Genomic DNA, 23,976 nt, shown 5'->3' on the forward strand with positions numbered 1-23,976 from the left:
GTGTGCGTTTTCCGCCACGTCCGGCGGATGCCTTCCGAGCCTTCCACTGGCAAGTGACCTCCGGTTCTTCCGCCCTGCCCGCCCGCGCCGTTGCTGTCCTGCACTGAGCAGAGTTGACGGATTCTTTACTAGTGGCGCGTGCATGCCACCCACCAGGATTCGTGTGCGCTAGGTGTGGCCTGTGTGTGGGTTGTGTGTAGGAACAACTTCCGAGTTCGCCGTTGCTGCGAAGGGTCGGGGCTGGTCATGGCCGGTCGGGTGTGGGGACACAGACGCTTTATTCCGCTGCTGCTGGGCATCGCCCTGCTGGTCTCGCTGCTGTCCGGCAGCGTCTGGCGGGCCGACGACCCGGTGCCCGTTGCCGACGCGCAGCCGGTGGGCGGCTGTGTTCCGGGGTCCGAGGCGGCGGAGAAGGGGCCGATCGCCGCCGAGTCCGCCCCGGTCACGACGGAGTGGGTCGTTCCGGGCACCGGGGTCACCAAGGTCGTCGCCCGTGACGGTGCCGAAGCGGCGCTGGCGCCGGAGGCGGTGGACCGGCCGACCGAGATCGGCGTCCAGCCGCTGACCGAGAGCAGCCTGCCGAGCCTCGGCTCCGGCATGGACAACATGACCAAGGGGCCCCGGGGTTACCGGTTCACGCCGACCCCGCACACCTTCGCGACCGACCTCACGGTGACCCTGCCGTACGACCCGGTGGCGGTGCAGGCGGCCGGGCTCACGCCGAACGACGTACAGACCTTCTACTTCGACGAGGCGGCCGACTGCTGGCAGGCGCTGGAGCGGATCGCGGTCGACGAGGACAAGCAGGTCGTCGTCTCGCGTACCAACCACTTCACCGACATGGTGAACGCCACCGTCACCGCGCCCGAGGGCCCCGAGCAGGTCAGCCACGACCCGAACCAGATCAAGGGCATCAAGGCCGCCGACCCGGCCACCGGCGTCAACCAGATCTCCGCGCCGGCCGCCAACAACCAGGGCGAGGCCCGGCTCTCGTACCCGCTGGAGCTGCCGGGCGGGCGGCAGGGCCTCGCGCCCTCGCTGTCCATCGGCTACTCCTCGGCCGGTTCCGACAGCTGGCTGGGCACCGGCTGGGATCTGACCTCGCCGTCGGTGTCCGTCGACACCCGCTGGGGCGTGCCGCGCTACGACGCGGCCCGGGAGACCGAGACGTACGTCCTCGGCGGCGAGCAGCTCACCCCGGTCGCCCACCGGTCCGAGCCGCGGCCCCGCAGCGAGGGCGACAAGGTCTTCCACACCCGGGTCGAGGGCGGCTTTGCCCGGATCGTCCGCACCGGTGACTCGCCGCAGACGTACGGCTGGGAGGTCACCGACAAGTCCGGTGTCCGCTATGTCTACGGCGGCGAGGGCGCCGTGCTCGCGGACGACGAGGGCCGGATCTTCTCCTGGGCGCTGCGCGAGGTGCGCGACCCGAACGGCAACACCGTGCGCTACAGCTATGCCTCGGTCGAGGACGTGGGGGTGGCCGGGGGCACGGTCGCGGGCCGCGAGCTGTATGTGAAGAAGATCGCCTACACGGGGTTCGGGGACAGCGACGGCCCCTACACCGTCACCTTCGTCCGCGACCGTGAACTGGGCGAGCCGCGCCGCGCGGACGTGTCCATCGACGCGCGCGCCGGCTTCAAGCGGGTGACCGCGGACCTGCTGCGCCGGGTCGAGGTGCGGTTCCAGGACCAGTTGGTGCGCGGCTATGAACTGACGTACCAGGAAGGCGCGTTCCACAAGACGCTGCTGAAGTCCGTCGCGCAGCTCGACGCCGACGGGAAGGTCTTCTCCGAGCACGAGTTCTCCTACTTCGATGACATCCGCGACGCCGACGGCGCCTACGAGGCGTTCGCGCGGGTCGACTGGTCCTCGCCGGACGACAACGTCCGCAACGGCCGGGTGAACGGCGTGCGTTCGGGCGCCGGTGAGGCCGGGGTGCTCAGCGGAAACACCTCCGCCGCCGCCGGCGGGCACCTGTACGTCGGCGTCGGCGCGAGCCGTTCGAAGAGCGGTTCCGTCGGGGCCAAGGCGGGCTACAGCCGCTCCACCGACGAGGGGATGCTGGCCCTGCTCGACGTGGACGGCGACAACCTGCCGGACAAGGTCTTCGAGCGGGGCGGCGGTTTCGTCTTCCGCAAGAACCTCTCCCGCCCCGGCGGTGAACCGAGGTTCGCCGAGACAGTGACCGCACTGCACAACCTGCCGGGTCTGCTGCGCGAGTCCGCGAGCAGCCGTACCGCCGGTATCGAGAGCTACTTCGGGGGTGCGCAGCAACTCGACTACGTCAGCACCGTCTCCACCACCCAGCGCTACTTCACCGACGTCAACGCCGACGGCATCGTGGACCTCGTCAACGGCTCCGCCGTGCTGTTCGGCCGGGTCGGCGCCGACGGCGAGGTGACCTACGGGTCGGCCGCCGACACCCCCGTGCCGATCGGCACCGGGCCGGTCGACGCGGCGGGCGTGCTGCCCGATCTGGCCGCCGAGCGGGAGCGCCGGATCGCCTCGTTCCCGCTGGTGGACTCGGTCCGCAGCTGGACGGCGCCGTACGACGGGACCGTGGCCGTCACCGGCAGCGTGGCTCTGGAGGAAGTCGCCGGTGCGCTGCCCGAGTTCGCCGACCCCGACGGTGTGCGGATCGCCGTCCAGCACGAGGACCGGGAACTGTGGTCGGCCCGTATCACCGAGGGCGACCACACGGAGCGCACCCCCGAGGGCGTCGACGCCATCGAGGTGCGGCGGGGCGAGCAGCTGTACTTCCGGGTCGGTTCGGTCTTCGACGGCGCCGCCGACCAGGTCGCGTGGGACCCGGCGATCGCGTACACCGGATTCGAGGCGGCCGACGCCAACGGGCTGTCGCTGCACTCGTACACCGCGTCCCGGGACTTCACCCTCGCCGGGCGCGCGGGCAGCGTCGACGCGCCGGTGGACGGCACCCTGCGGCTGACCGGTGATGTGACGAAGACGGCGGCGCTCACCGACGACGTCACCGTCCTGATCACCCGGGACGGCGATCCGGTGGTCGAGCGGACCATCGACGCCGCCGACACCGGCACCTTCGCCGTCGACACGTCGATCACCGTGACCAAGGGGCAGAAGCTGTCCTGGCGGATCAAGGCGGACTCGCCGGTCGACGTGAGCAAGCTGGAATGGGCGCCCCAGGGCGAGTACACCCAGGCCGAGGACGTCGAGGGCGACACCCGGTTCAACCCGCCGTACGACATCGACACCTACACGACCGGTGGAGCCGTCCAGCGCCCGTACACCGCCCCCGGCGGCACGCTCACCGTCGCTCCGCGCGTCGAGGGCGACTCCGGTACCGCCGTCCTCACGGTCAAGAAGCGCGGCGCGCTGCTCGCGAAGCGGACCGTGGAACTCGGCGCCGAGGAGCCGTCGTTCCAGGTGGACGCCGAGGCGGGCGACGAGCTGTACTTCGACGTCACCGGCTCAGGCGTCACCGGGGCGCAGGTGACCGTGAACGGCGACTCGGACAACCTGGTCGCCGCCACCGTGCACACCCATGCCGTCGAGGGCGTCTTCGCCCGCCCGTACCGGGGCTGGTCCGCCGTCGGCTACAACGGCAACGGCGACCGCGCCGAACAGCCCGTCAGACAGGCCGACCTGACCGGCGAGTCCATCCCCGACCGGCTGCCCGAGGACGTGGACCCGCAGCGGGACCTGGAGGAGTTCGAGCAGGACCCGCGCGTCACCCCGCCCGACGTCGTGCCGTTCACCCCCGACCCGGAGCATGGCCGCTGGTCCTCGGGCGACGTCTGGGTGGCCCCCGGGAAGGTCGCCAGCTCGCGCTACGGCGGCCAGACCATCGGCCTGCCCACCGCGGAGGCCCTGGTCTCCGTGCAGGGCGTGCCCCGTATCTCGGAGTCGAGGCAGATCTCGCTGACCGGGTCGATCGGCGGCCCCGTGGGCAGTGTCGGCGGCAGCGTCGCCCGGGGCACCTCCAAGGGTGTCCTCGACTACCTCGACATGAACGGCGACGGCTATCCCGACGTCGTCGGCGCGGCCGGAGTGCAGTACACCGACCCGACCGGCGTGCTCGGCGCCACCAAGGGCAGTGTGCCCGGCGGTTCCGTGCGCGAGTCGGAGAACGTCACCGGCAACGCCAGCGCGGGCAGCGCCGCCCGCACCATCACCACCGGCCGGGGCCACGCCGCCCCGCCCGCCTCGGGCACCGCCAACACCTCGACGGCCGGCAACGACATGCCCCCGCTGGGCGTCGGCGGCAACCTGGGCACCGGAAAGTCCGACGGCCGCTTCGACCTGCTGGACATCAACGGCGACTCCCTGCCCGACCGGGTGTACGAGGACGGCCGCGCCGCCCTCAACCTCGGCTACCGCTTCGCCGCCGCCGAACCCTGGCCCGGCGGCAGGATCAACGAGGGCACCAGCTCCAGCTCGGGCCTCAACATCGGCTTCAACACCGACTTCTACGCCTTCGGCGGCGGCGCCTCCTTCGACCAGACCTCGTCGTCCACCAAGAACTCCCTCGCCGACGTCAACGGCGACGGCCTCGCCGACCGGGTCCTCACCGGCAACCCGATCAGGGTCGCGCTCAACACCGGCGCCGGGTTCGCCGACCCGGTGCCCTTCAACGGCAGCCTGAACGGGATCAACGAGGACTCCAACGCCAGGCTCGGCGGCGGCGCCTACTTCACCGTCGCGTTCTGCCCGCTGTTCATCACCGCCTGCATCATCGTCAACCCGGGCGTCAACGTCTCCACCGGTGCCTCGCGCGCCGAGCAGATGCTGCGCGACATCGACGGCGACGGGCTCGCCGACCACCTCGCGTCCACCAAGGACAACGAGCTGACCGTCGCCGCCAACCGCACGAACCGCACCAACCTCCTCAAGTCCGTGTCCCGGCCGCTGGGTTCGCGCATCGACCTCGACTACACGCGCGACGGCAACACCTACGACCAGCCCGGCACCCGCTGGCTGCTGAGCGGCGCGAAGGTCCACGACAACCTGCCCGGCGACGGCGCCGACACCCAGGCGCTCGCCTTCTCCTACCAGGGTGGCGAGTTCGACCGCCTGGAGCGCGAGTTCCGCGGCTACGGCACCGTCACCACCACCCAGGACGGGCAGCGCGCCTCCGCCACGGAGTACGACACCGCCGGCCACTACACGCGCGGCCTGGTCAAGCGTCAGACGGCGGCGGACAGCACCGGCGCCCTGTTCACCGAGACCGTGAACACCTACGCCCTGCGGGACGTCGCCACCGGCGAGCCCGCCGACGGCGACTCCACCGGCGCCACCCTCTTCCCGCACCTGGTGAAGACCGAGTCCCGCTGGTACGAGGGCGAGGCGGAACCCGGCAAGAGCACGTCGAGCGCACTGTCGTACGACGACCTGGGCAATGTGACCCGCACGGTCGACTACGGCGAACCCGGCGCCGCCGACGACGTGGAGACGCGAACCCGGTACACCGAGTGCGCCGACACGCACATCGTCGGCATCGCCCGCGCGGTGGAGGTGTTCGGCGGCGGCGAGAAGATGCGCTCGCGCGAGTCGGAGGTGGACTGCGCGACGGGCGACATCACCCGCCACACCGCCCACCAGATCCACGCCAAGGAGGCCGACGCCGACCTGGAGTACTCCGGCAAGGACGCGGTCACCGACCTGGAGTACCACGACAACGGCACCCTGAAGTCCGTACGGGAGCCGGAGAACCACCGGGGTGAGCGCTACCGGCTGGAGTACGAGTACGACGGCCCGACGGGCACGTACGTGACGGCGACGAAGGACAGCTTCGGCTACCGCTCGACGGGCTCGTACGACCTGAGGTTCGGGCTGCCGACCGAGTCCGTGGACATCAACGACCAGAAGGTCAGGACCACTTACGACCAGGTCGGCCGGGTGACCTCGGTGACCGGCCCGCGCGACCACAAGGCGGACATCCCGACGATCGCCTTCGAGTACCGCCCCGAGGCGACCGTCCCCTACGCCGTCACCCGGCACCTGGACCGTGACGCGCACGGCAAGGTGAAGGACGACACGATCGACACCGTCACCTTCGTCGACGGTCTCGGCCGCGTCGTCCAGACGAAGAAGGACGCGGAGGTCAACGGCAAGGACGTGATGACGGTCTCCGGCCGCACCGTCCACGACGAGCTGGGCCGGGCGGTGAAGCAGTACTACCCGGTCACCGAGCCGAAGGGCGACGCGAACACCGTCTACAACCCGGACGTCGACACGGTCCGCCCGACCACGGTCACCTACGACATCCTGGACCGCCCGCTGCGCACCGAACTCCCGGACGGGACGGTCGCGACCCTGGAGTACGGCTTCGGCGAGGACCGGGCCGGCGAGACGCAGTTCGAGACGGTGGCGACCGACGCGAAGGAGAACCGGACCCGCGCCTACGCGGACGTACGCCAGCAGAAGACCGCCGTACGCGAACCGGGCGCGAAGACGGACGACGCGCCGGTCTGGACGTCCTACGAGTACGACGCCCTGGGCCAGTTGACGAAGGTCAGGGACAACAAGCACAACACCACGAAGAGCGAGTACGACGACTTCGGCCGCCGCACGGCCGTCGACTCCCCGGACACGGGCCGCACCACGACGGTCTACGACCCGTCGGGCAACGTGATTCGTACGATCACGGCGAACCTGGCCAAGAAGCACAAGGCGATCGAGTACAAGTACGACGTCAACCGGCTGGAGGAGATCAAGTACCCGGTCTTCAAGGACAACAACGTCCGCTACACGTACGGCGATCCGGGCGCCAAGCACAACGCCGCCGGCCGGGTGACGAAGATCGAGGACGCCGCGGGAGTGGTGAAGCGGGAGTACGGCCCCCTCGGTGAGGTCGTCGAGGAGACCCGCACGCTTCCGGGCCCCCTCCACTCGACCAGCGTCTTCACGACCGGCTACCGCTACGACAGCTTCGGCCGGGTCCTGTCGATGACGTACCCCGACGGCGAGGAGCTGGAGTACACCTACGACAGCGGCGGCCAGGTAACGGCGGCCGAGGGCAAGAAGAAGCACTACAGCTACGACTACTTGAAGTCCCTGGACTACGACAAGTTCGGCCAGCGGACCCGTATCGAGCTGGGCAACGGCACCTCGACGACGTACACGTACGACGCGGAGGACCGCCGGCTGGCGGCGCTCGACTCGGCGCTGCCCAAGGGCGATTCCTTCCAGAACCTGAACTACACGTACGACGCGGTGGGCAACCTCACCCGTCAGGAGAACGCGACCGAACCCGTCACGAGCGGTTCGGAGCCGGGCGGTCCGACCGTCCAGACGTACGAGTACGACAACCTGTACCGCCTGACGAAGGCGACCGGCTCGTACGCCTTCGCCAAGAAGAAGACCGACACGTACTCGTTGTCGACCACGTACGACACGATCCACAACATCACCGCCAAGGCCCAGCGCCACGCGATCGTGTTCGGCGACGTCGACGACGGCTACGAGCACGTACAGAAGGCCACGACCTACACCAACGGCTACGCCTACAAGGGCGAGAGCCCGCACGCCCCCTCACGGGTGGGCTCGGAGTCCTTCTCGTACGACGCCAACGGCAACCAGGTCGACAACCGGTCCGACACCTTCGGGCACCCGCGCCGCCAGCAGGTCTGGGACGAGGCGAACCGGCTGGCGTGCGTCCACGACCTGTGGAAGTACGAGACGGTCGACCAGGACCCGTCGTCCTGCGACAAGCCCGGCAAGTCGCCGAACGTCCGCTTCCTGTACGACGCGGACGGCCAGCGCGTGGTCAAGGACGGCGCGCAGACGACCCTCTACCCGAACCAGAACTACTCGGCACGGGGCCTCCAGGAGTTCAAGCACGTCTTCGTCGGCACGACCCGCATCGCGACGAAGACCGTGAAGCCCGCCGTGTTCTACGAGAAGGACCAGTTCTACTACCACGGCGACCACCTGGGCTCGACGTCGTACGGCACGGACGAGAAGGGCCGGATCGCGGAACACCTCGACTACTTCCCGTCGGGGGAGGTCTGGGTCGACGAGAACAAGGGGTCGGACAACCCGTACCAGTTCTCGGGCAAGGAACTGGACAAGGAGACCGGCTACACGTACCACGGGGCCCGCTACTACGACTCCCGGACCGGCCTGTGGCAGTCACCCGACCCGATCATGGGCGACTACCTGAACGGCGAGGGCAACGGCGGCGTCTACAACTCGGCCAACCTCAACTCGTACGGCTACGCCTACGGCAATCCGGTCGGGAGCGTCGACCCCGACGGCAACATCGTCTTCATCCCCGTGCTCATCGCCGGCGCCAAGCTCGTCGGCTGGGGCATGACCGCCTACAGCGCCTACCAGGCGGGCCAGACCGTCTACAACACCGCCCAGGACGTCGCCGCCGGCCGCAAGACCCTCGGCGACGCCGCACTGGAGGCGGCACCGGTCCTCGCCGAGAAGGCCGTTGACGTGGTCGGCGGCAAGGTCAAGGCCGTCGGCCGGGTCGGCTCCTATGTCGCGGACAAGGCGGGGGACGCCTACCGGTACGTGGCCAAGGGCAAGGACCTCAGCGACTGCAACAGCTTCGTGCCCGGCACCGAAGTCCTCATGGCCGACGGCTCGGCGAAGCCCATCGAGGACGTCGAGACCGGCGACCTGGTCCTGTCCACGGACCCGGAATCGGGATCGGGACCGGGATCGGATCGGACAGCGGGCAAACCCGTCACCCATCTGATCGCCGGCCAGGGCGAGAAGGACCTGGTCAGGATCACCGTCGACGTGGACGGCGACAAGGGCGACCGAACGGCCTCGGTCACCGCGACCGACGGACACCCCTTCTGGGTCGACGACCTCGGGCGCTGGCTCGACGCCGGGGACCTGAAGTCCGGCATGTGGCTGCGCACCAGCGCGGGCACCCACGTACAGGTCACCGCGGTCAAGCCCTGGACGGCCCAGAAGCAGCAGGTGCACAACCTGACGGTCGGCGACCTGCACACGTACTACGTGCTGGTGGGCGGCTCGCCGGTCCTCGTCCACAACACGGGACCGTGCAAGACCGATGCCGGCAAGGCCAGTTACCAGCGGATCAAGGACGCGGTGACCGAGGCCGCGGCACGGCCCGCGAGCGACGTGAGGGCACGCCTCAGCCCGGGCCAGATCGCGGCCGGTCAGAAGCGGGAGGACCTCCAGAAGAGGTTCATAGGCAGTGACATCGAGAAGGCCACTGCCCAGAACCCCGCTGTCGTCGCCGACCCCAACATCACCCACCTGGGTACATCCGCCCCTGGCCAGACGGTCCCCGATTTCAAGATCAAGGACGGGGACGAGTACGTGAATATCGACGTCACGGGTTCCAGTGCGACGTCGATTCGGGATCACATGAACCGTGACTACATCACCACGCGCGATCAGATTCTGGACTACCCGACAGTGTCCAACCAGTACGCGAAAGACGTCTTCCAGTGAGGTGGCACCATGTCGCTCATGAAGCACGTGGATGACGTCACTTTCCGGTCCGAGAAGATCATCGGGGGGTCCGGAATCCTGGGCGGTGCCGGACTGTCCCGCTGCACCTGGGTGGGGTCGACGATCGCCCAGTTCGACGACCCCGGCTTCGGACTAGTGGTCCGTGACGTCGAGTCGCGCCGCTGCAAAGTGGACAACTGCGGCGCCCACGGCGTTCGCTTCCAGGACGTCCTGGTCGACGGGCTCACGGTCGCCGGGGGGCTGCTTCTGGAGGCGTGCCTGTTCGAGCGGGTCACGCTGCGCGGGAACATCGGGAGGGTCGTCACCACACCTCCCCATTCCGCCTTGGCGGCGGAGGTCCGGCAGAGCCTCGTGGACGGGATGCGAGCCGCCTACCGGGATGTGGAATGGGCCCTTGACATCAGGCAGGCGAATTTCGTCGACGCGGACTTCTCCTACGTTCCGGGTGAACTGGTCCGCCGCGACGAGGAAACACAGTTCCTTCTGCGCAGGGAGAGTTTCTCCGGAATGGATGTGTCGGACCTTCCGGGCTACGCGAAAATCGCTGTCGGCCGCTTCGAATCGAGGCCCTGGGATTCGATCGTCGCGATTGCCCCACGCCGGTCGAAGAAATTCGACCGGTGGCTGTCCGAACTGACGGAACTTCGGCGGGCGGGGCTGGCCGAGTAGCTTCCCGTCACAGCCGCGCCCCCTTCAGCGCCATGTGCAGCAACAGCCTGTCCTCGCCGTCGTCCAGATCAAGCCCCGTCAGTCGCTCCACCCGCGACAGGCGGTAGTACAGGGTCTGGCGGTGGATTCCCAGGGCCGCCGCCGTGCGCGTCGCCTGGCCCGCGCAGTCGAGGTACGTCTCGGCCGTGCGGGCCAGTTCGCTATGGGCGGGGGAGAGCAGCGGGGTGACCGCCGGGTCGTGGGTCGCGTCCGGGGGGAGGGCCGTCAGGAGGCGGTACGGGCCGATCGTGCGCCACTCCGCGATCGGGCCGAGCCCGGGTTCCGCGCCCACCGCCCGCGCCGCCGCCGACGCCTCCCGCCAGGCCGCCCCCAGCTCCGCCAGCCCGACCCGAGCCGTCGCGACACCCGCCCCGCCCCGCTCACCCGCCCGCTCCAGCAATCGCCCCGCCGCTGTCGTCGCCGGCGTCAGCGTGTCCGGTGCGCGCAGCCGGAGCAGCACCGCCAGGGACTGGGCCGACGTCCCCCACGGCATCGTGCACAGAGCCGTCGCGCCCTGCACCGTACGCACGGAGGGCGCCTCGGACGACGACCAGGGGGCCACACAGATCAGCGTGTGGGGCACGTCGGCTCGCGGGCCGAGCGCCGTACGGAGTTCCGCGACCGCCGTGTCCCGCTGCCAGTCGCGCTCCGCCGTGAGGACGGCCCGCAGCTCCCGGGTCAGATCCGCGCCGTGCTGAGCCTCGTCCGCCAGCAGCGCGCCGATCCGTGCCGTCACCTCCATGGCCGTGGCCAGCTGGGCGTCCGACGGGCCCGGGTCGTCGTCCAGCAGCCAGACATAGCCGAGGACGACACCCCGATGGCGTACGGGGAGACAGATCCGTCCCCGGTAGACGCCCGCCTCCGGGGTGGGCGGGATGCGCACCGGCCCCGTCGCCCGGGTGATGCCGAAGCCCTCGAACCACTCCCGGACCACCGTCGTCGAACGCCGGGTCAGGATCGAGCGCGTACGTACGGGGTCCAGCGCCGACTCGTCCAGCTCACCCTCACTGTCGTACACGCCGAACGCGATCAGCTCGAAATCCCGGTTCTCCAGGGTCGCGGGCGCCCCGAGCAGCTCGGAGATCTCGTCGACCAGGTCCTGGTAGTCACCGGTGTGGTTGGAGGATGCAGAGTCGGCCGTCACGCGCCCATTCTCCCCTGCTCCTCGGCCCCCTTCATACATCTGTCTGAGATCTGCGGCACGGATGCGTGACAGCTGTCGATGGCTCACGATCGGAGGGATCCTTAGGTTTCACGGTGGTTCTCCGTTTACCGGCCTTTTGTGGAGGTGCCCCGTGCTGGGTCCCGTGATTCTCGCCGCCTCGCGCAGCGACCGGCTGCGCCGCGTCATCTCGGCGGCCCCGGTGACCAGGCCGGTCGTCGACCGCTTCATCCCCGGCGAGACGGTCGACGACGTCGTCCCGATCGTCCAGGACCTCACCGACCGGGGCCTCGAAGTCACCCTGGACGTGGTCGGCGAGGACATCACCACCCCCGAGCAGGCCGCCGCCGCCCGGGACGCCTACCTGGAGCTGATCGCGCGCCTCGGCGAGCTGGAGCTGGGCACCCGCGCGGAGACGTCCGTCAAGCTGTCCCTATTCGGGCAGGCGCTGGAGGGCGGCCACGAGCTGGCCCTCGCCAACATCCGGCCCGTCGTCGAGGCGGCAGCCGCGATCGGTACGACGGTCACCCTGGACGCGGAGGACCACACCACCCTCGACTCGATGTTCGCCATCCACGAGGAACTCCGGAAGGACTTCCCGCAGACCGGCTGCGTCATCCAGGCCTACCTGTACCGCACCGAGGCCGACGCCCGCCGCCTCGCCGACAGCGGCAGCCGCGTACGGCTCGTGAAGGGCGCGTACAAGGAGCCCGCCGAGGTCGCCTACCAGCAGAAGTCCGAGACCGACAAGGCGTACGTCCGCATCCTGAAGACCCTCATGGAGGGCGAGGGCTACCCGATGATCGGGTCCCACGACCCGCGCCTCATCTCCATCGCCCAGGAACTCGCCCGCCGCGCGACCCGCAAGCCCGACGAGTACGAGTTCCAGATGCTGTACGGCATCCGCAGCGACGAACACCTGCGACTCGCCGCCGAGGGCCACCGGATGCGCGTCTACACGGCGTACGGGACGGACTGGTACGGGTACTTCATGCGGCGCCTGGCCGAACGCCCCGCCAACCTCCTCTTCTTCGGACGCTCGATCCTCACCAAGGGCTGAGGCCGACCACCCCGCTCAGTGCCAACCGCACCGCTCAGTAAAGGAGTTACGGAACCCATGGACGCCGTCACCCAGGTCCCCACCCCCGTCAACGAGCCGGTGCACGGCTACGCCCCCGGCTCGCCCGAGCGCGCGCGGCTCGAAGCCAAGCTGAAGGAGCTGGCCGAGAACCCGGTCGACCTGCCGATGACCATCGGTGGCGAGCGGCGCATGGGCGGCGGCGAGCGGGTCGACGTCGTGCAGCCGCACAACCACAAGGCCCGCCTCGGCACGTACGCCAACGCCACCCAGCAGGACGCCCAGGACGCGGTCGACGCAGCCCTCGCCGCGGCCCCCGCCTGGCGCGCGATGGCGTTCGACGACCGCGCCGCGATCATCCTGCGCGCCGCCGAACTCCTGGCCGGCCCCTGGCGCGAGACCCTCGCGGCGTCCACCATGCTCGGCCAGTCGAAGACCGCCCAGCAGGCCGAGATCGACTGTCCCTGCGAGCTGGTCGACTTCTGGCGCTTCAACGTCAAGTACGCCCGCGACCTGCTCGCCGAGCAGCCGCCCGCCAACTCCCCGGGCGTCTGGAACCGCCTCGACCACCGCCCCCTCGAAGGCTTCGTCTACGCGATCACCCCCTTCAACTTCACGGCGATCGCGGGCAACCTGCCCACCGCGCCCGCGTTGATGGGCAACGTGGTGGTGTGGAAGCCGTCCCCGACGCAGACCCACGCGGCCGTTCTCCTCATGCAGCTACTGGAAGAGGCAGGACTCCCCAAGGGCGTCATCAACCTCGTCACCGGTGACGGCGTCGAGGTCTCCAAGGTGGCCCTGGAGCACCGGGACCTGGCCGGCATCCACTTCACGGGGTCGACGAAGACCTTCCAGTACCTGTGGAAGACGGTCGGCACGAACATCGAGAAGTACCGCTCGTACCCGCGTCTCGTCGGCGAGACCGGCGGCAAGGACTTCGTCGTCGCTCACCCGAGCGCGGACCGGGCGGTCCTGAAGACGGCCCTCACACGCGGTGCCTTCGAGTACCAGGGCCAGAAGTGCAGCGCGACCTCCCGCGCCTACATCCCCGCGTCGATCTGGAACGACGGTTTCCGCGAGGAATTCGCCGCCGAGGTCGACTACTTGACCATGGGTGACGTCACCGACCTCGCCAACTTCGTCGGCGCCGTCATCGACGAGCGGGCCTTCGCCAAGAACAAGGCCGCCATCGACCGCGCGAAGGCCGACCCGACGTGCACGATCGTGGCGGGCGGCTCGTACGACGACTCGGTCGGCTACTTCGTCCGCCCGACGGTCGTGGAGTGCACGGACCCGGCCAACGAGGTCTTCACGACGGAGTACTTCGGCCCGTTCCTCGCCGTGCACGTGTACGAGGACGACCAGTACGACACGATGCTGGCCCAGATGGAGTCCGTGTCCGACTACGCCCTGACCGGCTCGGTCATCTCCGGCGACCGCGCGGCAGCCGCGTACACGATGGAGAAGCTGCGCTACGCGGCCGGCAACTTCTACATCAACGACAAGTCGACCGGCGCGGTCGTCGGCCAGCAGCCGTTCGGCGGCGGACGCGCGTCCGGCACCAACGACAAGGCGGGCGCCCCGCAGAACCTGATGCGCTGGACCCTGACCCGCGCCATCAAGGAGACCCTGGTCGCCCCGACCGACTACACGTACCCGCACATGGGCTGAAACTCCTTCGCGCACCAGGTCGTGGGCCGGGCAGACTTCGGCCCATGACCTGGACGGAGCGTGTGCTGACCAGTGACGGGGTCGGGCTGTGGGCCCGCCGATCCGGGCGCGGCGAGGAGCCGCTGGTGCTGTGCCACGGCGGGCCCGGACTGTGGGACATGTTCGAGGACGTCGCCGAACTCCTCGGGGATCTGGCCTCCGTCGTCCGCTGGGACCAGCGCGGCTGTGGGCGCTCGGAGCCGTCCGACGGGCCCTGGACCAGCGAGCGGGCCGTCGCCGATCTCGACGCCGTACGGGCCCACTTCGGCCTGGAACGGATGACGCTGCTCGGGCATTCCTGGGGCGCGCAGCTGGCCCTGTCCTACGCACTGGCTCACCCGAAGCGCGTCGCCGCGCTCGTGTACGTGGCCGGCACCGGCATCGACCCGGAGGCCACATGGCGTGGCCCGTTCGAGGAGAACTTCCTCGCCAGGCTCGGTGAAGTGCCCGAACGGCTCGCCCGGTGGCGGGAGTTGACGGATGGGAACCGCGAACGGGCGGTGCTGCAGTGGTCCGTCGAGTTCGAGGACCGGGAGCGGGCGCTGGAGCACGCCCGGCGCATGGCCGACCCCTGGTTCGAGATCAACTTCGAGTGCAACAAAGCCCTGGGCACCGAGACCAGACAGACCTGGGGTACGTCCGAACTGCACACCGCCTGCCGGGCCTTGGACGTGACCACGCTGATCGTCGACGGCGCCCGGGACATCCGGCCCCGCTCCGCGGTCGACTCACTGGAGCGGGCCCTGCCGAACGTCACGCGGGTGATCCTGCCGGAGGCCGGTCATCTCCCCTGGGTCGAGGACCCGACCGGCTTCCGGCAGGCGATCGCACCGGTGCTGTGACCAGTCTCAGTTCTCGCAGGTCGTCCGGCCCGGGTGCCAGCGGCAGGCCAGTGCGGCGAAGCCGCCGTCCGTGATCACCGGTACGGCGAGTGTGGTGCCGCCCTTCGCGACCTGCGCCCCGCGCACCAGCCCCGACGGGCCGTCCGTCACCGTCTCCACCAGCCAGCGCCCGGCGCCGATCCGCAGCGGTACGTCCGCCGTGTGTGCCGCGCCCGCGAACGTACCGCCGATGAACCACCGCCCGTCCGCCGCCCGTCGGGCGAGTACGGCGGCCTTGCCCGGATCACCGGTCAGCAGCCGTGTCTCCTCCCAGCGCCTGGGCAGCTGCTCCAGATAGCCGCGGGCCTCGGGGCGGGCCTCGTACGACTCCGGAGTGCCGGCGAGGTTCTGGATGCCCGACTCGTACAGCACCGTCAGCCCCAACTCACCCGCGTCGGAAGCGACGTTGGGGCGGAACGGGCGGTGGAAGGCGCCCGGGGTGAAGTCCATCGAGCCGATCACATTGCGGGTGAAGGGGAGCGCGGCCAGCTGCTCGGCGGTGTTGTTGCGCTTCTCCTCGCCTCCCACGCCCTCCATGGTCATGACCTGCGGCCAGGTGCGCTGCATGCCCTTCGGGATGGTCGAGCCATGGAAGTTGACGAGGAGGAGGTGACGGGCTGTCGCTTCCAAGGCCTCGTCGTACCAGCGCATCCGCTCCTGCGACTCCGAGTCCATGAAGTCGATCTTCACGCCCTTGACGCCCCAACTCGCCAGAGTGCTGAGCCACTTCTCGCGTTCCACCGGGTCGGTGAGGAGCGTGTAGTGCAGCCAGACCTGGACGCCGACGCCCTTCGCCGCCGCGTACCGCACCAGCTCCGGCATCCAGCTGTTCGTCTGCCAGTCGGGGTCGATGACGTCCCACTCGCCGGGCTTGTAGTACCAGCCCGCGTCGACGACCTCGTACGGCCACTTCCGCTCGGCCGCGTAGTCGACATACCTCTTCTGCGCGGCCAGGCTCTGCCCGGCCTCCTTGCCGCCCGCGAGCCAGGTCCACAGGGCCGGGCCCGGTTTGATCCAGGACGTGTCCCGGACCTTGGAGGGCGGCGCGAGATCGTCGACGAGGGTCGACTCCGTCACGGTGCTCAGATCGCCGGTGACGATCGTGCGCCAGGGCGTCTTCAACGAGCCCTCGACAGCGACGGGTTCGTCGTTCCAGAGGCTCACCCTGTACGTCGGTGAGTTCGCCTCGTGCGTCAAGTGGGCGCCCGAGTACGTGCCGTTGAGGTCCGACTCGGCGATCAGCGCGTAGCCGCCGGGTGTGTCGAAGAGGGCCTGCATCGAGAAGGGGCCCGCCGGGGCCGTCGCCGCCGACTCGTAGCGTTTGAAGGGGAGTTCGTTGTCGGCGCGGTAGGCGTTGATGACGGCCTGGCTGTCCGCGGGGAGCGTGAAGGCGGAGGCCTCGCGCAGGACGTTCCCGGTGCCGCGCGGCAGGACGTAGCGATAGGCGACGCCGTCCCGGGCCACCCGCACCACCAGGTCGAGCCGGGCACCCTCGGCCGTACGGAAGCGGAAGCGGGCCTCGGTCATCCGGGCAACTCGCTCGCGGGACTTGCCCGTTGTAGACGTGTACCGCTCGGTGACCGTCCGGGTGGTGCGGCTCGTCAGCTCCAACCCCTTGGAGAGATCGGCCTGTTCGGTGACCAGACCCAGCGGGGAGGGGGCGAGGACCTGTTCGCCGGCGCGTCTCACGGTGAGGGTCGGGTGGCCGTCGGCCGGGTCCAGCGCGACGACGGCCGTGGGGGAGGAGCCGGGCGGGGCCTTCACCTCCCAGGCCGCCGCCGAACCGCCGGTATGCGCACCTGCCGGGAGAGCCGTCACCGCGGTGGCGAGTAATGCGGAGCAGAGAGTCAGCGCGATCGACATGAAGTACCCCTTCAGCCGTTCAGTCATCCGATGACTGTGAGGCTGCTGGGTGGAATTGGGGCTGTCAAGGTGTCGCGCAGCGCTATCTGCGCGTTGGAGGTCGGATCAATCACGTCTGGAGGTGTCTGTAAATATCTGCGGACGCCTCGGGATACTGGACCCATGTCCACCACCCTGCGCACCGCCCACACGGCCGACCTCACTCCCGCCGAACTCGCCGCCGCCCGTGACCTCATGGACGCCGCCTTCGACGGTGGCTTCGCCGACGAGGACTGGGAACACGCGCTCGGCGGCATCCACGCCCTCGTCCACGACGAGACGGGTCGCCTTCTCGCCCACGGCTCGGTCGTCATGCGCCGCGCGCTGCACCGGGGCCGCTGGCTGCGCGTCGGCTATGTGGAAGCGGTCGGTGTCCACACCGACGCCCGCCGTCGCGGCCTCGGCGGACTGGTGCTGGGCGAGCTGGAGCGGATCGTCGACGGCGGCTACGACTTCGGCGCGCTCTCCGCGAGCGCCGACGGCGCCTCCCTCTATCTCGCCCGGGGCTGGCAGCTCTGGCCGGGCCGCATCAGCGCCCTCGGCCCGGACGGAGTCGTCCACCTTCCGGACGAGGAGGGCGATGTCTTCGTACGCCCGGCCGCTGTCGGTTCACTGGACCCGTCCGACGGTCTGATCTTCGACTGGCGGGACGGTGACGTGCTGTAGGGCGCGCGATAAAAGGCCAGGTCAGATGGGTGTGACCCAATCCACCGTCTCAGATAGTAGGAAGTCCGACTAATTGTGGAGACAGATGCCCTGTCCTCGCCTAGCTTTGTAGGAGCCGAACGTCTCGCTGGACCAAGCGAATGACGGTCGTGAGCCGGAGCCCCATGCAGGCAACCCCTGCGGCACCGCCGCTCCCCGTCCGACTGGGGGCACCCCCCGCCCATTAGGCAGAGGGGGAGTCTCGAATCCCCCCTCCGCGCTCCCTTTCCGGGTTCCCGGATTCTCCGAAGGAGTCGATTTCCCATGGCCGAGACGACCGTCCGCCGCCGAGTCCGCCACGTCTCCCCGACGAGCGAGTCCGACCGCAAGAACGCCGCAGCGGCCCTCCAGCGCGCCCTCGACCGCAGGGACAACGGCGGCCAGACGGGCCACTGAGCAGCCTCGCCACTGAGCAGCACCGCTACGCCCGCCGCACCTCGAAGTAGTCGATCCGCTCCCCGCTCTCCGCCAGCGCGGACACCTTGAGCCGGGGAGCCGCGCCCGGTGCGCCGGCCTCGGCCTCCACGGAGAGGAACGAGTAGCCGGTGTAGCGCACCCGCGACCACTCCACGGTGTCCTCGTGCCGCTCCTGCGACTTCGTCCAGTAGTAGCTCTCCACCGACTCCCGGTCGACGACCTCCCCCTCGAAGCTGTCCTTCACCCCGACCGGGAAGCTGTACAGGCTCTGCCCCGCGCCGCCCGCCGTGACGTACACGGTCCCGTCGCGCGTCGGATCGGTCGACGCGCCGACCGGCACCTTCCTGCCCACCCGGCCGCCTCGGAGGGCGTCCGTCCGCTCGTACACATGGTTGTGGCCGTTGATCACCAGATCGACCCGGTGCTTGTCGAAGAGCGGCAGCCAGGCGTCTCGTACGCCGCCGTCGGAGGCGTGGGTGGACGTCGAGTACGTGCAGTGGTGGAAGAAGACCACGACGAAGTCGATCCCGTCCGACGCGCGCAGCTCGGCCAGCCGCCGGCCCAGCCACGCCGTCTGGCGGCCGTCCGTGTGCCCCAGGTTCGCGGGGATCTCGTACGACACGTCGTTCGCGTCCAGCGCCACGACGCCGACATTGCCGTACGTGAACGAGTAGGCGCCCGGGGTGTTCCGGGGGTCGAAGCCGTTCTCCGGGAGCGACCAGCGGGCGGACTGGCCGCCGTAGCCGTTCGGCGAGTACCAGGCCTCCATGTCGTGGTTGCCGGTCGTCACCATCCACGGCACCGACTTCGCGACCGTCTCCGTCTGCTTCAGGAACAGGTCCCAGGCGGTCGGGTCGTAGGTGTCCGACTTCTCGCCGTGGCCGGTGACGTCCGCGTAGCAGATGTCGCCCGCATGGAGATGGAAGGCGGGCTTCCGGCCGAGGATCAGCTTGTCGTTGGCGAGCGCGTCGGGCGTCACGCCCTGGTCGCCGAAGGCCGTGAACACGAAGCTCGCGGGCGCGGTCGTGGGCGCCGTACGGAACTGGCCGAGCGTGGAGCGGCGCGCGCTCGACGCCGGGTCGAAGCCCTCGTGACCGACGCCGTAGTAGTACGTCGTCCCGGGGCGCAGTCCGTCGAGCGCCGCGTGCACGTAGTACTGGTCCAGGTCGAGGCGGATGCCCGGCAGGCCCGGTGTGTGCAGCGGGCGGACCTCGGCGTCGATACGGCGGCTCAGGTCGCCGGGGGCGAGCCCGACCCGTACGAACGGCTTCCTGACCGCGAACGGCACCTGCCACGAGACCCGCATCATCGTCTTCGGGTCGGCGCCGAAGGCCAGGTGGCGGCCGAACGGGGTGACGGCGGAGCCGGGGACCTTGCTGGTCGCGGGGGCCGCCGGGCCCGTGCTCGACGAACAGCCGGTGAGCAGCCCGCCGCCGGCCAGCGCGCCCGCCGTCACCAGCGCGCGGCGCCGGGTGAGTCGCGTCCGCAGGTACTCGTACTGCTCCGCCATGCTCATCCGGCGGGCCGGCTGCGGCGGAATGCCGACGTTCGGGGTGTCCATAGGATGCGAACCTCCCAGCAATCCCCAACGTCCGCCACACATACGGGTGAACGGCAGTCGAAGAGCCGCTGCCGGGGTACGCCCTCGTGTCCGTATCGCGGACACCGCGTGTCATCCCATGGGACCAGGAGTACGGTGCCGTTATGTCTCGCAGCATCAATCTCGCAGTGATTCCCGGTGACGGCATCGGCCAGGAGGTCGTGGCCCAGGGGCTCAAGATCCTCTCCGCCGTCCTTCCGCAGGATGTGAAGCTGGAGACCAAGGAGTTCGACTTCGGTGCCCGGCGCTACCACGCCACCGGTGAGACCCTCACCGAGGCCGACCTGGACGCGCTCAAGAAGCACGACGCCATCCTGCTCGGCGCGATCGGTGACCCGAGCGTGCCGTCCGGTGTCCTGGAGCGCGGCTTCCTGCTGAAGCTCCGCTTCGCCTTCGACCACCACGTCAACCTGCGTCCGTCGAAGCTCCTGCCCGGTGTCGCCACCCCGCTCGCCGGGCAGCCCGCGATCGACTTCGTGGTCGTCCGCGAGGGCACCGAGGGCCCGTACACCGGCAACGGCGGCACCATCCGCAAGGGCACCCCGCACGCGGTCGCCACCGAGGTGTCGCTGAACACCGCCTTCGGCATCGAGCGTGTCGTCCGCGACGCCTACGCCCGCGCCCAGGCCCGCCCCCGCAAGAAGCTGGCGCTCGTCCACAAGAACAACGTGCTCGTGCACGCCGGTCACCTGTGGACGGACATCTTCAACAAGGTGGGCGAGGAGTTCCCCGACGTCACCACCGAGTACATGCACGTGGACGCGGCGACGATCTACCTCGTCACGCAGCCCGAGCGCTTCGACGTGATCGTCACCGACAACCTCTTCGGCGACATCATCACCGACCTCGCCGCGGCCGTCTCCGGCGGCATCGGCGTCGCCGCGAGCGGGAACATCAACCCGTCCGGCGAGTACCCCTCGATGTTCGAGCCCGTGCACGGCTCGGCCCCGGACATCGCCGGTCAGGGCAAGGCCGACCCCAGCGCCACAGTCCTGTCCGTCGCCCTCCTCCTGCGCCACCTCGGCTACGAGACCGAGGCCGTCCGCATCGAGGACGCCGTCACCGCCGACCTCGCGGAGCGCGGCACCACGACCCGTACGACCGACGAGATCGGCGACGCGCTCGCCGTACGAGTAGCCGGCTGACCCCGCGGCACTCCACTCGAAGTCTCGAAGCCGCCGGGTCGCATATGCACCCGGCGGCTTTTCTTACGTCCCCGCCGGGTGTCACCATCATCCCCTGGGTCGCATTCACGCCCTTTTCGTCCATGGCCCCGCTCACGCGATAATCGAACGCGGAGCCGCGGACTGAGGGAATGCTCGGACGTCCTACCACTGGCCACTGGCAGTAGAGGCGTGAGCGCGGCCCGTCACACACAAAACCGGTGCTGCATCTTCCGGGGGACAACCCCCGGACCCCCGGCCGAAAGACCAGGGGTTGCCCAGAGGCGTGCCAGCAAGCGAAGGACATCCACTGATGACGACGCCCACGATCGAGCTCAAGCCCTCGGCCTCGCCACTTTCCGGCGCGGAGCGCGAGGCGATTCTGGCCAGCCCCGGCTTCGGCCGCCACTTCACCGACCACATGGTGACGATCAAGTGGACCGAGGGCCGCGGCTGGCACGACGGCCAGCTCGTCCCGTACGGCCCGCTCTCCATCGACCCCGCGAACATGACCCTGCACTACGCGCAGGAGATCTTCGAGGGACTCAAGGCCTACCGCCGGCCCGACGGCTCCGTCGCCACCTTCCGCCCGGAGAAGAACGCCCAGCGCTTCCAGCACTCCGCGCGCCGGCTCGCGATGCCCGAGCTGCCCGTCGAGACGTTCATCGACGCCATCGACGCGCTCGTCCGCCAGGACCGCGACTGGGTGCCCGCGCACGGCGGCGAGGAGTCCCTCTACCTGCGCCCCTTCATGATCGCCACGGAGGTCGGGCTCGGCGTCAAGCCGGCCAACGAGTACCTGTTCCTGGTGATCGCGTCCCCCGCCGGCGCCTACTTCCCCGGTGGCGTCAAGCCCGTCTCCATCTGGCTCTCCGAGGACCGCGTCCGCGCCGTCCCCGGCGGCATGGGCGACGCCAAGACCGGCGGCAACTACGCGGCCTCCCTGCTGGCCCAGGCCGAGGCCGCCGAACAGGGCTGCGCCCAGGTCTGCTACGTCGACGCCGTCGAGCACAAGTGGATCGAGGAACTCGGCGGGATGAACCTGTACTTCGTGTACGGGGACCGGATCGTCACCCCCTCCCTCACCGGCTCCATCCTGGAGGGCGTCACCCGCGACTCCCTCCTCACCGTCGCCCGCGACCTCGGCTACACCGCCGAGGAGGGCCGCGTCTCCGTCGACCAGTGGCAGCGCGACGCCGAGAACGGCACCCTGACCGAGGTCTTCGCCTGTGGTACGGCGGCCGTCATCACCCCCGTCGGCACGGTCAAGCGCGCTAGCGGTGAGTGGCAGCAGAGCGGCGGCGAGCCCGGCGAGGTGACGCTGCGGCTGCGTGAGGCGCTGCTCGACATTCAGCGGGGGACGGCGGAGGACGCGCACGGTTGGATGCATGTTCTCGGCTGAGGGCTTGGCGGGGTAGGCGGGTTGTTCGGCTGCCGACCGGTGGGGGCTTGTCGCGCAGTTCCCCGCGCCCCTTCGGGGGCGCGGGTCCGCACGCCCCCGAACCCCTGCCGTTGGTTCCCGGGGGCGGTCAGGTCCACACGGACGCGTGAACTCGCGTCCTGGTTGTACGCAATATGGCCGATTGACCCGTACCGTGAAAGTGCGTTTGCATCGCATGCATCGCGGAAGCAGCACCCTGCGGGGGCAGGGGAAAACGGGGAAAACGGGGGAACACACATGTGGGGAATTTCGCGCGCGACGACCGTCGCTGCGCTCACGGCGGGGGCGGTGGTGCTGTCGGTGACCTCGGCGGCTCCGGCGGCGCCGCGCACGACCGAGCGGGTCACCGTGTCGGCCACGGGCGAGCAGGGTGACAGCTACTCGTCCGGGCCCTACCTCAGCGACGACGGCCGTTACGCCGCGTTCCACTCCAACGCCAAGAACCTGGTCCGGGGCGACACGAACGGCGTGGAGGACACCTTCGTACGGGATCTGCGCACCGGCAAGGTGACCAGGGTGAGCGTCGCGACGGACGGCACCCAGGCCGACCGGGGCAGCGATGTGGCGGCCATCAGCCCGAACGGCCGGTTCGTGGTGTTCGTCTCGACCGCGACGAACCTCACCAAGTGGCCCGAGCCGCAGGTCGAATGGGCCCAGGACGTGTACGTCCACGACCGTCGCACCGGCCGCACGGACCGGATCAGCAAGACCCCGACGGGCGCGTCCGCCTACGCCCACGGAGTCGCGCGGATCTCCGACGACGGCCGCTACGTCGCCTTCAACGCCCGGCCCAGCCAGATGGAGAGTGCCGACAAGCCCATCTACCCGGCGGTCTACGTCGCCGACCGTCGCACCGGCAGGACCGAGCGGATCACCAACCGCGACTACCCGACCCGGGGCGCCTACCACCTCGACCTGAGCGCGGACGGCCGCTATGTGGCGTACACCCAGTTCGAGCCGCGCGGCGGCGGGGGCCGGCTGTGGGTGCACGACCGCCGCACCGACACCGAGGAACTCGTCAACGTCAGGCCGGACGGCACGCCGTCCGAGTTCTACGCCCTCACCCCGTCGCTCTCGGCGAACGGCCGGACCATCGCCTTCGAGTACCACGGCGACGACCTGCTGGCCGGCGGCGCCGTCAACACCAACACCTATGTACGAGACCTGCGCACGGACAAGACCCGGGGTGTGTCCCACGCCGGAGCGGGCGGCCCGGCGGTCTTCGGGCCCGAGCTGAGCCGTGACGGCCGGTACGTCGGCTATGTGTTCGCGGCGCCCCAGGGCCAGGGCAACGCGTATGTACGGGACCTGCGCACCGGCAGGTCCCAGCTCGCGAGCCCCGCCGTCGCCGGCGGCCCGGTCACGGACGACTCCGTCTACATCACCTCGTTCGGCGGCGGAGACCGTCTCCTCGGCCTCGGCAGCACGTCCGCGCAGCTGGTCAGGGGCGACACGAACGGCGAGACCGACGGCTTCGTACGCCGCCTGCGCTGACCCTGTCGGGCCACCCGGCGGGTCACGCTTCGGGTTCGCATGCTGAGACACCCGGGAGCATGGGGGCGGTGCTGTGCCAGACTGCCCCCGTGCTCTCGTTCGCCACGATTATTGGCAGCAGGCGCGCCGGTCCGCAGTGACCGCCTCGTACGACCAGGTACGGGCGGCCACCGTCGTCTTCGACCCGCGCGCAGACCTCTCGCACCCGCGAGGGGTTTTTCGCTTTTCTGGCCCACCTTCAGCCGGAGAAGGAGCGCGAGGGATCATCGGAGGA

Annotated in this window: 13 protein-coding genes; 10 read left to right on the forward strand and 3 right to left on the reverse strand. The window is 69.8% G+C overall.

Annotated features, from left to right (window positions below):
* Positions 1 to 246: 246 nt before the first annotated feature.
* Both ACWDR4_RS40380 and ACWDR4_RS40385 read left to right on the forward strand, forming a co-directional pair.
* Positions 247 to 9,420, forward strand: a complete 9,174-nt coding sequence (locus tag ACWDR4_RS40380; protein ID WP_450415959.1) for a SpvB/TcaC N-terminal domain-containing protein — start codon at positions 247 to 249, stop codon at positions 9,418 to 9,420.
* Between the two features lie 18 nt (positions 9,421 to 9,438).
* Positions 9,439 to 10,110 (forward strand): hypothetical protein, encoded by a 672-nt coding sequence (locus tag ACWDR4_RS40385; protein WP_450415961.1) that lies wholly within the window; start codon positions 9,439 to 9,441, stop codon positions 10,108 to 10,110.
* Positions 10,111 to 10,117: 7 nt separating this feature from the next.
* Here ACWDR4_RS40385 and ACWDR4_RS40390 read toward each other — a convergent pair whose 3' ends face one another.
* Positions 10,118 to 11,332 (reverse strand): PucR family transcriptional regulator, encoded by a 1,215-nt coding sequence (locus ACWDR4_RS40390; protein WP_450415995.1) that lies wholly within the window; start codon positions 11,330 to 11,332, stop codon positions 10,118 to 10,120.
* Positions 11,333 to 11,444: 112 nt separating this feature from the next.
* Between ACWDR4_RS40390 and ACWDR4_RS40395 the strand changes: the two genes are divergently transcribed.
* From ACWDR4_RS40395 to ACWDR4_RS40405, 3 genes are read left to right on the forward strand one after another with little or no spacing between them, the layout of a single operon-like run.
* A complete protein-coding gene (locus ACWDR4_RS40395; RefSeq protein WP_450415962.1) occupies positions 11,445 to 12,371 on the forward strand; it encodes a proline dehydrogenase family protein in 927 nt (308 codons plus the stop codon).
* 57 nt (positions 12,372 to 12,428) lie between these two features.
* Positions 12,429 to 14,060 (forward strand): L-glutamate gamma-semialdehyde dehydrogenase, encoded by a 1,632-nt coding sequence (gene pruA, locus ACWDR4_RS40400; protein WP_450415964.1) that lies wholly within the window; start codon positions 12,429 to 12,431, stop codon positions 14,058 to 14,060.
* Positions 14,061 to 14,104: 44 nt separating this feature from the next.
* Positions 14,105 to 14,941, forward strand: coding sequence for an alpha/beta fold hydrolase (locus tag ACWDR4_RS40405; RefSeq protein ID WP_450415965.1), 837 nt, complete (start codon positions 14,105 to 14,107; stop codon positions 14,939 to 14,941).
* Positions 14,942 to 14,947: 6 nt separating this feature from the next.
* Here the strand turns inward: ACWDR4_RS40405 and ACWDR4_RS40410 are convergent, their stop codons facing one another.
* A complete protein-coding gene (locus ACWDR4_RS40410) occupies positions 14,948 to 16,870 on the reverse strand; it encodes a glycoside hydrolase family 97 catalytic domain-containing protein (RefSeq protein WP_450415967.1) in 1,923 nt (640 codons plus the stop codon).
* 135 nt (positions 16,871 to 17,005) lie between these two features.
* Here ACWDR4_RS40410 and ACWDR4_RS40415 point away from each other — a divergent pair, with 135 nt between their 5' ends.
* The gene (locus tag ACWDR4_RS40415) at positions 17,006 to 17,548 is read left to right on the forward strand and encodes a GNAT family N-acetyltransferase (protein ID WP_450415969.1); all 543 of its coding nucleotides are present in this window, start codon (positions 17,006 to 17,008) and stop codon (positions 17,546 to 17,548) included.
* A gap of 303 nt (positions 17,549 to 17,851) precedes the next feature.
* The gene (locus ACWDR4_RS40420) at positions 17,852 to 17,983 is read left to right on the forward strand and encodes a hypothetical protein (protein ID WP_006374903.1); all 132 of its coding nucleotides are present in this window, start codon (positions 17,852 to 17,854) and stop codon (positions 17,981 to 17,983) included.
* A 25-nt stretch (positions 17,984 to 18,008) separates the two neighbouring features.
* Here the strand turns inward: ACWDR4_RS40420 and ACWDR4_RS40425 are convergent, their stop codons facing one another.
* On the reverse strand, positions 18,009 to 19,565 hold the full coding sequence (locus tag ACWDR4_RS40425; RefSeq protein WP_450415971.1) for a purple acid phosphatase family protein: 1,557 nt from the start codon (positions 19,563 to 19,565) through the stop codon (positions 18,009 to 18,011).
* A gap of 143 nt (positions 19,566 to 19,708) precedes the next feature.
* Between ACWDR4_RS40425 and ACWDR4_RS40430 the strand changes: the two genes are divergently transcribed.
* The 3 genes from ACWDR4_RS40430 (at position 19,709) to ACWDR4_RS40440 (ending at position 23,702) form a co-directional block, all read left to right on the forward strand.
* Entirely contained in the window at positions 19,709 to 20,749 is a 1,041-nt protein-coding gene (locus ACWDR4_RS40430; RefSeq protein WP_450415973.1) for a 3-isopropylmalate dehydrogenase, read from the forward strand.
* A 331-nt stretch (positions 20,750 to 21,080) separates the two neighbouring features.
* Complete coding sequence (locus ACWDR4_RS40435; protein WP_450415975.1) at positions 21,081 to 22,169, forward strand: branched-chain amino acid aminotransferase; 1,089 nt, start codon at positions 21,081 to 21,083, stop codon at positions 22,167 to 22,169.
* Positions 22,170 to 22,445: 276 nt separating this feature from the next.
* A complete protein-coding gene (locus tag ACWDR4_RS40440) occupies positions 22,446 to 23,702 on the forward strand; it encodes a TolB family protein (protein WP_450415976.1) in 1,257 nt (418 codons plus the stop codon).
* The last annotated feature ends 274 nt before the right edge of the window (positions 23,703 to 23,976 follow it).

The organism is Streptomyces sp. NPDC000878, assembly GCF_053599695.1.

Coding starts and splice junctions, on each gene's coding strand:
- ACWDR4_RS40380 (WP_450415959.1), top strand. CDS start 247: ATGGCCGGTCGGGTGTGGGGACACAGACGCTTTATTCCGCTGCTGCTG.
- ACWDR4_RS40385 (WP_450415961.1), top strand. CDS start 9,439: ATGAAGCACGTGGATGACGTCACTTTCCGGTCCGAGAAGATCATCGGG.
- ACWDR4_RS40390 (WP_450415995.1), bottom strand. CDS start 11,332: ATGTATGAAGGGGGCCGAGGAGCAGGGGAGAATGGGCGCGTGACGGCC.
- pruA (WP_450415964.1), top strand. CDS start 12,429: ATGGACGCCGTCACCCAGGTCCCCACCCCCGTCAACGAGCCGGTGCAC.
- ACWDR4_RS40405 (WP_450415965.1), top strand. CDS start 14,105: ATGACCTGGACGGAGCGTGTGCTGACCAGTGACGGGGTCGGGCTGTGG.
- ACWDR4_RS40410 (WP_450415967.1), bottom strand. CDS start 16,870: ATGACTGAACGGCTGAAGGGGTACTTCATGTCGATCGCGCTGACTCTC.
- ACWDR4_RS40415 (WP_450415969.1), top strand. CDS start 17,006: ATGTCCACCACCCTGCGCACCGCCCACACGGCCGACCTCACTCCCGCC.
- ACWDR4_RS40420 (WP_006374903.1), top strand. CDS start 17,852: ATGGCCGAGACGACCGTCCGCCGCCGAGTCCGCCACGTCTCCCCGACG.
- ACWDR4_RS40425 (WP_450415971.1), bottom strand. CDS start 19,565: ATGGACACCCCGAACGTCGGCATTCCGCCGCAGCCGGCCCGCCGGATG.
- ACWDR4_RS40430 (WP_450415973.1), top strand. CDS start 19,709: ATGTCTCGCAGCATCAATCTCGCAGTGATTCCCGGTGACGGCATCGGC.
- ACWDR4_RS40435 (WP_450415975.1), top strand. CDS start 21,081: ATGACGACGCCCACGATCGAGCTCAAGCCCTCGGCCTCGCCACTTTCC.
- ACWDR4_RS40440 (WP_450415976.1), top strand. CDS start 22,446: ATGTGGGGAATTTCGCGCGCGACGACCGTCGCTGCGCTCACGGCGGGG.